The organism is Bacteroides sp. MSK.18.37 (genome assembly GCF_019129155.2).
Classification (GTDB): domain Bacteria; phylum Bacteroidota; class Bacteroidia; order Bacteroidales; family Bacteroidaceae; genus Bacteroides; species Bacteroides ovatus.
Genome location: NZ_JAHOIB020000001.1, coordinates 2,207,664 through 2,220,696 on the forward strand (window position 1 = coordinate 2,207,664; position 13,033 = coordinate 2,220,696).

11 protein-coding genes and 1 tRNA gene are annotated in these 13,033 nt (G+C 42.2%); all 12 read right to left on the bottom strand.

Annotated elements, in window-relative coordinates:
* Positions 1–34: 34 nt before the first annotated feature.
* The 12 genes from rpsG to KSX81_RS09440 all read right to left on the bottom strand — a co-directional run bounded on the left by rpsG (position 35) and on the right by KSX81_RS09440 (position 13,020).
* Positions 35–511, bottom strand: coding sequence for a 30S ribosomal protein S7 (gene rpsG, locus KSX81_RS09385; RefSeq protein ID WP_004296352.1), 477 nt, complete (start codon positions 509–511; stop codon positions 35–37).
* A 143-nt stretch (positions 512–654) separates the two neighbouring features.
* Positions 655–1,065: a 30S ribosomal protein S12 gene (gene rpsL / locus KSX81_RS09390; RefSeq protein WP_002558078.1), complete on the bottom strand. Its 411-nt coding sequence runs from the start codon at positions 1,063–1,065 to the stop codon at positions 655–657.
* Positions 1,066–1,201: 136 nt separating this feature from the next.
* Entirely contained in the window at positions 1,202–1,510 is a 309-nt protein-coding gene (locus KSX81_RS09395; protein WP_004296354.1) for a DUF3467 domain-containing protein, read from the bottom strand.
* A gap of 146 nt (positions 1,511–1,656) precedes the next feature.
* Entirely contained in the window at positions 1,657–5,940 is a 4,284-nt protein-coding gene (gene rpoC / locus KSX81_RS09400; RefSeq protein ID WP_004296356.1) for a DNA-directed RNA polymerase subunit beta', read from the bottom strand.
* 104 nt (positions 5,941–6,044) lie between these two features.
* Positions 6,045–9,857, bottom strand: a complete 3,813-nt coding sequence (gene rpoB / locus KSX81_RS09405; protein WP_004296357.1) for a DNA-directed RNA polymerase subunit beta — start codon at positions 9,855–9,857, stop codon at positions 6,045–6,047.
* A gap of 104 nt (positions 9,858–9,961) precedes the next feature.
* The gene (gene rplL, locus KSX81_RS09410; RefSeq protein ID WP_004296358.1) at positions 9,962–10,336 is read right to left on the bottom strand and encodes a 50S ribosomal protein L7/L12; all 375 of its coding nucleotides are present in this window, start codon (positions 10,334–10,336) and stop codon (positions 9,962–9,964) included.
* 90 nt (positions 10,337–10,426) lie between these two features.
* The gene (gene rplJ, locus KSX81_RS09415) at positions 10,427–10,948 is read right to left on the bottom strand and encodes a 50S ribosomal protein L10 (protein WP_004296359.1); all 522 of its coding nucleotides are present in this window, start codon (positions 10,946–10,948) and stop codon (positions 10,427–10,429) included.
* 15 nt (positions 10,949–10,963) lie between these two features.
* Positions 10,964–11,662, bottom strand: a complete 699-nt coding sequence (gene rplA / locus KSX81_RS09420; RefSeq protein ID WP_004296360.1) for a 50S ribosomal protein L1 — start codon at positions 11,660–11,662, stop codon at positions 10,964–10,966.
* A gap of 15 nt (positions 11,663–11,677) precedes the next feature.
* Complete coding sequence (rplK, locus tag KSX81_RS09425) at positions 11,678–12,121, bottom strand: 50S ribosomal protein L11 (protein WP_004296361.1); 444 nt, start codon at positions 12,119–12,121, stop codon at positions 11,678–11,680.
* Between the two features lie 61 nt (positions 12,122–12,182).
* Entirely contained in the window at positions 12,183–12,725 is a 543-nt protein-coding gene (gene nusG, locus KSX81_RS09430; RefSeq protein WP_004296362.1) for a transcription termination/antitermination protein NusG, read from the bottom strand.
* 16 nt (positions 12,726–12,741) lie between these two features.
* Positions 12,742–12,933, bottom strand: a complete 192-nt coding sequence (secE, locus tag KSX81_RS09435; RefSeq protein WP_004296363.1) for a preprotein translocase subunit SecE — start codon at positions 12,931–12,933, stop codon at positions 12,742–12,744.
* A gap of 14 nt (positions 12,934–12,947) precedes the next feature.
* Positions 12,948–13,020 (bottom strand) — tRNA-Trp (locus KSX81_RS09440).
* Between the last annotated feature and the right edge of the window lie 13 nt (positions 13,021–13,033).

The following is a 13,033-nucleotide window of genomic DNA, read 5'->3' on the forward strand; positions in this document are numbered from 1 at the left end:
TTTACTTTAAGTTTATATTTGGTTTCTTACAGTATTAGAATCTAAAATGAGCAAATGCACGGTTAGCTTCTGCCATTCTGTGCATATCTTCTTTACGCTTGTATGCACCGCCTTGTTCATTGAAGGCATCCATAATTTCAGCAGCCAACTTGTCAGCCATTGATTTACCACCTCTTTTGCGAGCAAACAGAATCAGATTCTTCATAGAGATTGATTCTTTACGATCCGGACGGATTTCAGTAGGAACTTGGAAAGTTGCACCACCTACACGGCGAGACTTTACTTCCACTTGCGGAGTTACATTATCCAAAGCCTTTTTCCAGATTTCGAGAGCTGATTTTTCTTCGTTAGGAAGTTTTGCTTTCACTGTTTCCAAAGCGGCATAAAAGATTTCATAAGATGTATTTTTCTTTCCATCATACATCAAGTGGTTCACAAACTTGGAAACCTTTTGGTCATTAAACACGGGATCCGGAAGAATCAGGCGTTTTTTTGGTTTTGCTTTTCTCATTTGTTTGAAAAATAATGTTTTTGTTCTTGGTTGTCTACTTCTTGACTTCTTCAACTCTCCCTCCGGAGAATTTACTCAACCTTTAGCATTTCCAACAAACTAAAACGTAAGTTATTACTTTAATTTTAATTAGGTCTTAATCCTTATTTTTTCTTACCCTTAGCAGGAGCAGCAGCTTGTCCTGGTTTCGGACGCTTAGCACCATACTTTGAACGTCTTTGAGTACGACCAGCAACACCTGCTGTATCAAGTGTACCACGTACAATGTGATAACGCACACCCGGAAGGTCTTTCACACGACCACCACGTACCAAAACGATTGAGTGTTCCTGCAAGTTGTGTCCTTCTCCCGGAATGTATGAGTTCACCTCTTTTTGGTTAGTCAAACGTACACGAGCTACTTTACGCATTGCAGAGTTCGGCTTCTTCGGAGTAGTAGTGTATACTCTCACGCAAACGCCACGTCTTTGAGGACATGAATCCAAGGCTGGAGATTTACTTTTCTCCACCAGCACTTCGCGTCCTTTTCTTACTAATTGCTGAATTGTAGGCATTTTAATTGTTTTTTGATTTATATTATTGTTATATTAATTTCGTAACTATACATTTTGGGCTGCAAAAATACGAATAATATTTGAATATTCAATGCGCTACAACTTTTTTTTCTTTTTTAATGTTTTTATATCATCCTCACGCTTCGCCTTTTACACCCGTCAAAGGAGAAATAGGGGGTTCATCCGAAGTACGAATCGGACCGAATACGCGCTCATACTTTGCTATATTATCTTCTAATGCCCGCAGCAGACGTTTTGCGTGCTCCGGAGCCACAATAATACGAGATTGCACACCAGCCTTCGGTATGCCCGGCATTACGCGCACGAAGTCAAGGATGAATTCAGAACTCGAATGAGTAATAATAGCAAGATTTGCATAAGTTCCCTGTGCAACCTCTTCTCTCAATTCAATCTGTAATTGTCCGTTGTTATTTTGTTCTTCCATATTTAATATGATTAAAAAGTTATCCTGCAAAATAACACATTTTTCCTGAAACTAATGGTAATACACGCGAGTAAAAAAGAAATAAAAAAAGGAGCAATTGCCCAATCAGGCAACTGCTCCTTTTCATATAGCCAATTGAATTGTATTTATTCTACTTCATTGTAGTCAAGTACTGTTTTCTTGTTAGCCAAGATACGGTCATACTCTTCTTTTGATCCAACGATGAGCTTTTCGAACTCGCGCTGTCCGGTACCGGCAGGAATCAAGTGACCACAGATCACATTTTCCTTCATACCTTCAAGCTTATCAATCTTACCGTTGATAGCAGCTTCATTCAATACTTTCGTTGTTTCCTGGAAGGAAGCAGCCGACATAAAGCTTGATGTTTGCAAAGCAGCACGCGTGATACCTTGAAGGATCTGAGTAGAGGTAGCAGCAACAGCGTCACGAACCTCAACCGGTTTCAAGTCACGACGTTTCAACATACTATTCTCATCACGCAACTTGCGGGCAGTTACAATCTGTCCAGCTTGCATATTTTGAGAATCACCAGCATCTACTACGACTTTCTTGCCCCAGATACGATCATTTTCTTCCATGAATTCCAGTTTGTCTACGACTTGCTGTTCGAGGAAGCGAGTATCTCCCGGTTCATCAATTTGTACTTTGCGCATCATCTGACGAACGATAATCTCAAAGTGCTTATCATTGATCTTCACACCCTGCAAGCGGTATACATCCTGAACTTCATTCACGATATATTCCTGTACGGCTGTAGGACCCTTGATTGCCAAGATATCTGCCGGAGTAGTAGCACCGTCAGACAACGGAGTACCAGCACGTACATAGTCATTTTCCTGTACCAGAATCTGCTTAGACAGTGCAACCAGATATTTCTTAACCTCACCTGTCTTGGAAGTTACGATGATTTCACGGTTACCACGTTTGATCTTACCCATTGTCACCTCACCGTCGATTTCAGAAACGACAGCCGGATTTGACGGGTTACGAGCTTCAAACAATTCAGTAACACGAGGAAGACCACCCGTGATATCACCCGCCTTACCTACGGCACGCGGAATCTTCACGATTACTTCACCGGCTTTTACCTTCTGACCGTTCTCGATGATAACGTGACCACCTACCGGTAAGTTATAAGTACGGATCAAATCACCGTCCTCTGTTAAGATATGAGCGGTAGGAACTTTGGTTTTATCCTTGGATTCAATAATAATAATTTCACGAAGACCTGTTGCTTCATCCGATTCAACCTTATAAGTAACGTTTTCAATCACGCCCTCAAATTCGATCTTACCGGTTGCTTCTGTGATAATAACAGCATTGAACGGGTCCCACTTAGCAATCAGTTTGCCTTTTTCTACCAAGTCGCCGTCGCTTACATACAATGTTGAACCATAAGGTACGTTATGAGTAGAAAGAACGATACCGGTATTCACATCCACAAAACGTACTTCGGCCAAACGACCTACTACCACTTTTGCAGATTCACCCATCTCGTCAACGATATCTACTGTACGCAACTCTTCAAATTCAAGACGTGCATTATTTTTAGCAACGATACTGGCGTTAGCTGCAATATTTGCAGCAGTACCACCGGCGTGGAATGTACGCAATGTCAACTGTGTACCCGGCTCACCAATAGACTGAGCGGCGATTACACCGACAGCTTCACCCTTCTGAACCATGCGGCTCGTTGCCAGGTTACGTCCGTAACATTTAGCACAAACCCCCTTCTTAGCTTCACAAGTCAATACCGAACGGATTTCAACACTCTCGATCGGAGACTCCTGAATCTTCTTGGCTACTTCTTCTGTGATTTCTTCACCACCGGCAACAAGCAATTCACCTGTGGTAGGATGAATAATATCATGTACGGAAACACGACCTAAGATACGTTCGTACAGAGTAGCAATAACCTCATCGTTATTCTTAAGGTCCGTACAAACCAATCCGCGGAGTGTACCGCAGTCTTCTTCTGTAATAATCACATCGTGTGATACGTCCACCAGACGACGAGTCAAATAACCAGCATCGGCAGTCTTCAAAGCGGTATCCGCCAAACCTTTACGAGCACCGTGGGTAGAGATAAAGTACTCCAACACCGAAAGTCCTTCTTTAAAGTTTGACAAAATCGGGTTCTCGATGATCTGACCACCTTCAGCACCTGCTTTCTGCGGTTTTGCCATCAAACCACGCATACCTGACAACTGACGAATCTGTTCTTTAGAACCACGAGCACCAGAGTCAAGCATCATATATACAGAGTTGAATCCCTGATCATCCGAAGAAATTGTCTTCATCAGGATATTAGACAACTCAGAGTTTACATGTGTCCAGATATCGATCACCTGGTTGTAACGTTCGTTGTTGGTAATGAAACCCATGTTATAGTTGTTTACGACTTGTTCTACTTCGTCGTAACCTTTCTGTACCAACGTTTCTTTTTCCTTCGGAATGATAATATCACCCAAGTTGAATGACAAACCACCCTTGAACGCCATCTGATAACCTAAGTTCTTGATTCCGTCCAGGAAGTCGGCAGCCTTAGCCACACCACATACCTTAATTACATCACTAATAATATCACGAAGAGATTTCTTAGAGATAATTGTATTGATATAACCTGCTTCAGGCGGAACAATTTCATTAACAATCACACGTCCTACCGAAGTTTCGCGCATTACGTCTACAATGTTACCATTTTCATCAACGTCTTTCACGATAACTTTCACCGGAGCATGAATATCGACCTTACCTTCATTGTAAGCGATCAACGCCTCTTCCGGTCCGTAGAATGTCAAACCTTCACCTTTCGCACCAGCACGCAACTTAGTAATATAGTACAAACCAAGAACCATATCCTGTGCAGGCACAGTAATAGGCGCACCGTTTGCCGGGTTCAAGATATTATGTGATTGAAGCATCAACATTTGTGCTTCCAGAATTGCTTCATTACTCAAAGGCAAGTGAACAGCCATCTGGTCACCGTCAAAGTCGGCATTGAATGCCGTACATGCCAACGGGTGCAACTGAATAGCTTTACCTTCGATCATCTTAGGCTGGAAAGCCTGAATACCCAGACGGTGCAATGTCGGAGCACGGTTCAACAGTACCGGATGTCCTTTCATTACATGTTCCAGAATATCCCAGATCACCGGTTCCTTGCGGTCAACGATCTTCTTGGCAGACTTAACAGTCTTAACGATACCACGTTCGATGAGCTTACGAATAATAAACGGCTTGTACAATTCGGCAGCCATCAATTTAGGAATACCGCATTCACCCATTCTCAATTCCGGACCTACGACGATTACCGAACGAGCAGAGTAGTCAACACGTTTACCCAGCAAGTTCTGACGGAAACGTCCTTGTTTACCTTTCAAGCTGTCAGACAATGACTTCAACGGGCGGTTGGCATCTGTCTTCACAGCACTTGACTTACGTGAGTTATCAAACAAAGAATCGACAGATTCCTGAAGCATACGTTTTTCATTACGCAAAATCACTTCCGGAGCCTTGATTTCAATCAGTCGTTTCAGACGGTTATTACGGATAATCACACGACGATAAAGGTCGTTCAAGTCAGATGTAGCAAAACGACCACCATCCAACGGAACCAACGGACGAAGTTCGGGTGGGATAACCGGTACGATACGTACAATCATCCATTCCGGTTTGTTGCGTCCACGTGATGCACGGAACGATTCTACTACCTGAAGACGTTTCAAAGCCTCATTCTTACGTTGCTGTGAAGCATCGTTACCTGCACGGTGACGCAATTCGTAAGACAAAGCATCCAGATCCAGACGAGCCAGCAAATCATAGATAGCTTCAGCACCCATCTTTGCAACAAACTTGTTCGGATCATTATCTTCAAGATATTGATTATCTTTTGGAAGCGTATCCAGGATATCCAGATATTCTTCTTCCGAAAGCAAATCATATTCAGCTACACCGTCTTCAGCTTTTACACCCGGCTGAATAACAACATAACGTTCGTAGTATATAATCGAATCCAGTTTCTTCGTCGGCAGTCCGAGCAAATAACCGATTTTATTAGGGAGCGAACGGAAATACCAGATGTGAGCCACCGGCACAACCAGCTGGATATGTCCCATACGTTCACGGCGTACTTTCTTTTCAGTAACTTCCACACCACAACGGTCGCAGACGATACCTTTATAACGGATACGCTTGTATTTACCGCAATGACATTCATAATCCTTGATAGGACCAAAAATGCGCTCGCAGAACAAACCATCACGTTCGGGTTTGTACGTACGGTAATTAATGGTTTCAGGCTTCAAAACTTCACCACTCGAATTCTCAAGGATTTCTTCCGGAGAAGCCAGACCAATTGAGATCTTCGAGAAATTACTTTTCGTCTTATTTTCTTTTCTAAAAGCCATACTCTATATAATTGAGATTTGATAATTGAATCATTGGAAATTGAAAAGACACGGATGTCAACAGACCGTCATCGGCTTGTTGACACCACGTATTCTTTATTATTTTATTCTAGGTTGATACTCAAACCTAATCCTCTCAACTCGTGTAACAATACGTTCAAGGATTCCGGAATACCTGGTTGCGGCATCGGTTCACCTTTCACAATTGCTTCATAAGCTTTCGAACGTCCTACCACGTCATCAGACTTGATAGTAAGGATTTCCTGCAGGATATGAGCAGCACCAAAACCTTCGAGTGCCCAAACCTCCATTTCTCCGAAACGCTGACCACCGAACTGTGCTTTACCACCAAGAGGTTGCTGAGTAATCAATGAGTACGGACCGATAGAACGAGCATGCATCTTGTCTTCAACCATGTGACCCAACTTCAACATGTAAGTCACACCCACAGTAGCTGCCTGGTCAAATTGCTCACCTGTGCCACCATCACAAAGATAAGTCTTACAGTAGCGAGGCAATCCTGCCTTGTCTGTCCACTGATCCAGATCTTCCATGGTAGCACCGTCGAAAATAGGAGTCGCGAATTTCACGCCCAACGTTTTTCCGGCACGTCCGAGTACAGCTTCAAAAATCTGACCAATGTTCATACGAGAAGGCACACCCAACGGATTCAACACAATGTCAACCGGAGTACCATCAGCCAAGAACGGCATATCTTCCTGACGAACAACGCGGGATACAATACCCTTGTTACCGTGGCGACCTGCCATCTTATCACCCACACCAATCTTACGCTTCTTAGCAATATATACTTTTGCCATCTGGATAATACCAGCTGGAAGTTCATCACCAATTGTAATAGCAAACTTCTTACGTTTCAATTCAGCATCCAGCTCTTTGTATTTCTTAATGAAATTCATCACCAGATCACGAATCATACCATTAATATGGTCATCACTAGTCCAGTTGCTTAACTGAATAGAAGTAAAGTCAAGTGAATCAAAATCAGAAGCACTGAACTTAGAACCTTTCGCAATTACTTCCGCACCCAGATAATCCTTCACACCTTGAGAAACCTTACCTTCAGTCAAAGTCATCAGTTTCTTAACCAGGATACGTTTCAGATCAGCTACCTTAGATTCAAATTCATCATCGATCTTAGGCAACAATGCTTTATCGGCCAGTTTAGAGCTACGATTCTTAATCACACGTGAGAAAAGTTTCTTATCGATCACAACACCTTTCAAAGAAGGAGAAGCTTTCAATGAAGCATCTTTCACATCACCTGCCTTATCACCAAAGATGGCACGAAGCAATTTTTCTTCTGGAGAAGGATCAGATTCACCCTTCGGTGTAATCTTACCGATCATGATATCACCCGGCTCGATACGAGCACCGATTCTTACGATACCATTTTCATCCAGGTCTTTAGTAGCTTCTTCACTTACATTCGGGATATCAGAAGTCAACTCTTCCATACCACGTTTTGTTTCACGAACTTCCAGAGAATATTCCTCTACGTGAACCGAAGTCAATAAGTCTTCGCGTACCACACGTTCGTTCAATACGATAGCATCCTCATAGTTGTAACCTTTCCAAGGCATATAAGCTACCAACAGGTTCTTACCCAATGCCAATTCACCCTTTTCAGTAGAATAACCTTCAGTCAAGATGTCACCTTTCTTCACACGCTGGCCTCTGTCGCAAATCGGACGCAAGTCAATCGTCATGTTCTGGTTAGTCTTACGGAACTTAGGTATTCTATATTCTTTCAAAGCAGGTTCAAAACTCACGAACTCTTCGTCTTCTGTACGGTCATACAAAATACGGATAGTAGTAGCATCAACGTAGTCAACAACACCATCTCCTTCCGCAGTAATCTGCGTACGAGAGTCTCTTACCAACTGACGTTCGATACCTGTACCTACGATCGGCGCTTCACTCCTCAACAAAGGAACCGCCTGGCGCATCATGTTTGATCCCATCAATGCACGGTTAGCATCATCATGTTCCAGGAACGGAATCAATGAAGCCGCGATTGATGCAATCTGCTGAGGAGAAACGTCCATCAAATCAACCTCTGTCGGTTCAACAACCGGGAAGTCGGCATCCTGACGAGATTTAACTTTGTTACGCACAAATGTACCGTCATCATTCAACGGAGCATTTCCCTGTGCAATAACCTTTTCTTCCTCTTCTTCAGCAGTCAGATAAATCAGACCGTTATCAGAAAGATCCACTTTTCCGTTTTCCACCTTACGGTACGGAGTTTCAATGAATCCCAGATCATTAATCTTAGCAAATACACACAATGAAGAGATCAAACCGATGTTCGGACCTTCAGGAGTCTCAATCGGACAAAGACGACCATAGTGTGTGTAGTGAACATCACGAACCTCAAATCCGGCACGTTCACGGGAAAGACCACCAGGACCAAGGGCAGACATACGACGCTTGTGCGTGATTTCAGCCAAGGGGTTTGTCTGGTCCATGAACTGCGACAATGCGTTCGTTCCGAAGAATGAGTTGATTACAGAAGAGATTGTCTTCGCGTTAATCAAATCAATCGGAGTAAACACTTCATTGTCACGAACGTTCATACGTTCGCGAATCGTACGAGACATACGAGCCAGACCAACAGCAAACTGATTAGAAAGCTGCTCACCTACTGTACGTACACGACGGTTACTCAAGTGGTCAATATCATCCACATCTGCTTTTGAGTTAATCAGCTCAATCAGATATTTGATGATTTCAATGATATCTTCCTTCGTGAGGACACGCACGTCCATATCAGTCGTCAGATTCAACTTTTTGTTGATTCTGTAACGACCTACATCACCAAGATCATATCGTTTTTCAGAGAAGAACAAGTTGTTGATAACCTCCCTTGCACTTGCGTCATCAGCCGGATCGGCGTTACGCAACTGACGGTAGATATACAACACAGCTTCTTTTTCCGAGTTACTCGGGTCCTTCTGCAACGTATTATATATGATAGAGAAATCGGACTGGTTCGGTTCATCTTTATGTAAAAGGATGTTCTGAACTCCCGACTCCAAAATTTCATCAATATGCACCTCTTCCAGTACGGTTTCACGATCGATAATAACTTCGTTACGCTCGATAGAAACCACTTCACCGGTATCTTCATCAACGAAATCTTCAATCCATGTTTTCAAGACACGTGCAGCCAATTTACGACCTAGCACTTTCTTCAGATTTGTCTTGTTCACCTTTACATCTTCTGCAAGGTTGAAAATCTCAAGAATATCTTTGTCATTCTCGAAGCCAATTGCACGCAACAAAGTCGTTACCGGCAATTTCTTCTTACGGTCGATGTATGCGTACATCACATTATTGATGTCAGTAGCAAACTCAATCCACGAACCCTTAAACGGAATAATACGAGCCGAATAAAGTTTCGTACCATTGGCATGTACACTCTGACCGAAGAACACACCCGGAGAACGGTGAAGCTGTGACACAACTACGCGTTCGGCACCGTTAATGACGAAAGTAGCCTTATCAGTCATATAAGGAATCGGGCCGAGGAATACGTCCTGAATCACTGTATCAAAATCCTCATGATCGGGGTCCGTACAGTAAAGCTTAAGTTTCGCTTTTAAGGGAACACTATAAGTAAGCCCACGCTCTATACAATCATCGATGGTATAACGCGGCGGATCAATATAATAGTCCAGAAACTCAAGAACAAAATTGTTTCTTGTATCGGCAATAGGGAAGTTTTCAGCAAATACTTTATACAATCCCTCATTCTTGCGCTTTTCAGGTGGGGTATCTAATTGTAGAAAGTCTTGGAATGACTTCAATTGTACTTCCAGGAAATCCGGGTATTCGAGCGGATTCTTAGTCGAAGCAAAATTAACTCTTTGATTTACAGTATTTGAAGACATCTGTCAATGAATTTGGAGAACTTAATTTGAAATATATACACAAAAAGGTTAAGAATCCTCTTGTGAAGGATTCCTAACCGAATTACCTGATTACCAGGCCAATGTTATTTAAGTTCAACTTCAGCTCCAGCTTCTTCCAATGTTTTCTTCAATGATTCTGCTTCGTCTTTAGCCAAACCTTCTTTTACTGTGCTAGGAGCACCGTCTACCAAGTCTTTAGCTTCTTTCAAACCAAGACCACAAGCTTCCTTAACGGCCTTAACTACCTGAAGTTTAGCTGCACCAGCGCTCTTCAATACTACGTCGAAAGAAGTTTTTTCTTCTGCGGCAGCAGCACCAGCTGCAGGACCAGCAGCAACAGCTACAGCTGCAGCAGCAGGTTCAATACCGTATTCTTCTTTAAGGATAGTTGCAAGTTCATTAACTTCTTTTACTGTCAAGTTAACTAATTGTTCTGCAAAAGCTTTCAAATCTGCCATTTTTTGTATGATTTTAATGTTTAAATACTTGTTGATTTTTGAAAATTATTCGGGATGTTATTCCCAAGGCTGTGACGCCTTTTTCCATTTTTACGCTTCGGTACGTTCACCAAGAGTCTTGAGAACTCCGTGAAGGGTGTTACCACCTGATTGAAGAGCAGAAATAACATTCTTGGCCGGAGATTGCAACAGTGCAACGATATCGGCGATAACTTCATTCTTACTCTTGATTGCAACGAGAGCATCCAATTGGTCTGCACCAACATAGAAGCTTTCTTCTGCATACGCAGCTTTCAGTCCGGGAATACCGTCTTTCGCTTTGTCTTTGATTAACTTAGCAGGTACGTTTGCAGTGTTAGTAAACATAACAGCAGTAGTACCTTTCAAAGAACCGTAAAGAGGTGAAAAGTCTTCTTCCAGGCTTTCAAGTGCTTTGTGAAGCAGAGTGTTTTTAACCACCATCAATTTGATGTCTGATTTAAAGCAATCTCTTCTCAATGCGCTGGTAGCAGCAGCGTTCATCGCTGTAACGTCTACCAAGTAGAAGTGACCATATTCCTTTACTGTAGCAGCAATTTGCTCTATAATCGTACTTTTATCTTCCTTTCTCATTATTTCTCTGTTTTATTAGATTTCATCCACTGATTTCGGGTCGATTTTAATACCCGCACTCATTGTACTAGAAAGATAAATACTCTTAATATATGTACCCTTTGCTGCGGTCGGTTTCAGCTTGTTCAGAGTAGAGATGAACTCTTTCGCGTTGTCGCGAATCTGATCAGGACTGAATGATACCTTACCGATAGAAGTGTGAACGATACCGCTCTTATCAACTTTAAAGTCAATCTTACCTTGTTTTACTTCTTTTACAGCCTTAGCAACATCCATAGTTACAGTACCACTCTTAGGGTTCGGCATCAATCCACGAGGACCGAGTACACGACCGAGTGCACCAATTTTACCCATGATAGATGGCATAGTGATGATTACATCAATATCAGTCCATCCACCTTTGATCTTTTCAATATATTCGTCAAGACCAACATAGTCAGCACCAGCTTCTTTTGCAGCAGCTTCAGCATCCGGTGTACAAAGTACCAACACACGCACTTCTTTACCAGTACCATGAGGAAGTGAAACAACACCTCTCACCATCTGGTTAGCTTTACGCGGGTCAACCCCTAAACGTACATCAATATCCAGTGAAGCATCGAATTTGGAAAAAGTGATTTCTTTTACCAAAGATGCAGCTTCTTTCAGTGAGTATGCTTTCCCTGCTTCAATTTTTTCTGCAGCTAACTTTTGATTTTTTGTCAGTTTACCCATTACAATTGAAGTTTATTAGTTATTAACCGGGAACTCCCCTTTTACAGCGATACCCATACTTCTAGCTGTACCTGCAACCATTCTCATGGCAGCTTCCACAGTAAAACAGTTCAAGTCAACCATTTTGTCCTGAGCGATCGTACGAACTTGTTCCCAAGTAAGCTCGGCAACTTTCTTACGGTTAGGCTCAGCAGAACCACTCTTTACCTTAGCTACTTCAAGTAATTGAATAGCAACGGGAGGAGTCTTGATTACAAAATCGAAAGACTTATCTGCGTAGTAAGTAATGATAACAGGTAAAATTTTACCTGCTTTGTCTTGGGTTCTGGCATTGAATTGCTTGCAAAATTCCATGATATTGATACCCTTAGAACCCAAAGCAGGTCCAACGGGAGGTGATGGATTTGCAGCGCCTCCTTTAATCTGTAACTTGATTAGTCCAGCAACTTCTTTAGCCATTTTTTTATTGATTTATATATAAACATTAAACGAAGAACAACAACAGCGTAACAATTCCGTGTTATTCCTTTTCCACTTGCATAAAGCCCAATTCAAGCGGCGTTTTGCGCCCGAATATCTTTACCATGACCTTTAGTTTCTTTTTTTCGCTATTCACTTCTTCAATGATACCACTGAATCCGCTAAAAGGTCCAAAAGTAACTTTTACAGTTTCACCCACCACGTACGGAATATTGAGTTCTTCACCCGTTTCCTGCAGTTCGTCCACTGTACCAAGTATACGATTCACTTCTGATTGTCTGAGAGGCACCGGTTTTTCGGAGCCACCTAAAAAGCCTATCACATTCGGAGTGTTGCGCAAGTGATGAGCGACCTCACCAACCAAAGCAGCCTCCACCAAAACGTAACCAGGAAGATAACTTCTTTCCTTCACAATTTTTTTACCATTGCGAACCTGGTAAACTTTTTCAGTAGGAATCAATACCTGAGATACATATTCACCAAGGTCACTGTTCTTAAGATCAGCTTCAAGATATTCCTTTACCTTAGCTTCTTTTCCACTAATAGCACGCAGAACGTACCATTTCTTTTCAATCTCAGCCATTTTCAATTCCTAATTTTTAATGTGGATAAACGATTTTTTCCATGAAGTTCTGGAAACAGACATCCATACCCCATACTACCAATGCAATAAGCAGGGAAGCATATAAAACAACTACTGCACTGTTAGCAAGTTCAGAATACGTAGGCCACGATACTTTATGTACAAGTTCGTCGTAAGATTCTTTAATATAAGCTATTACCTTTTTCATTTCAATAATATTAGCACGGGAGGAGAGGCTCGAACTCCCGACACCCGGTTTTGGAGACCGGTGCTCTACCAACTGAGCTACTCCCGTGTGTACATAATCA

Coding starts and splice junctions, on each gene's coding strand:
- KSX81_RS09395 (WP_004296354.1), bottom strand. CDS start 1,510: ATGGAAGAACAAAATAACAACGGACAATTACAGATTGAATTGAGAGAA.
- rplL (WP_004296358.1), bottom strand. CDS start 10,336: ATGGCAGATTTGAAAGCTTTTGCAGAACAATTAGTTAACTTGACAGTA.
- rplA (WP_004296360.1), bottom strand. CDS start 11,662: ATGGGTAAACTGACAAAAAATCAAAAGTTAGCTGCAGAAAAAATTGAA.
- rplJ (WP_004296359.1), bottom strand. CDS start 10,948: ATGAGAAAGGAAGATAAAAGTACGATTATAGAGCAAATTGCTGCTACA.
- rplK (WP_004296361.1), bottom strand. CDS start 12,121: ATGGCTAAAGAAGTTGCTGGACTAATCAAGTTACAGATTAAAGGAGGC.
- nusG (WP_004296362.1), bottom strand. CDS start 12,725: ATGGCTGAGATTGAAAAGAAATGGTACGTTCTGCGTGCTATTAGTGGA.
- secE (WP_004296363.1), bottom strand. CDS start 12,933: ATGAAAAAGGTAATAGCTTATATTAAAGAATCTTACGACGAACTTGTA.
- rpsL (WP_002558078.1), bottom strand. CDS start 1,065: ATGCCTACAATTCAGCAATTAGTAAGAAAAGGACGCGAAGTGCTGGTG.
- rpoC (WP_004296356.1), bottom strand. CDS start 5,940: ATGGCTTTTAGAAAAGAAAATAAGACGAAAAGTAATTTCTCGAAGATC.
- rpsG (WP_004296352.1), bottom strand. CDS start 511: ATGAGAAAAGCAAAACCAAAAAAACGCCTGATTCTTCCGGATCCCGTG.
- rpoB (WP_004296357.1), bottom strand. CDS start 9,857: ATGTCTTCAAATACTGTAAATCAAAGAGTTAATTTTGCTTCGACTAAG.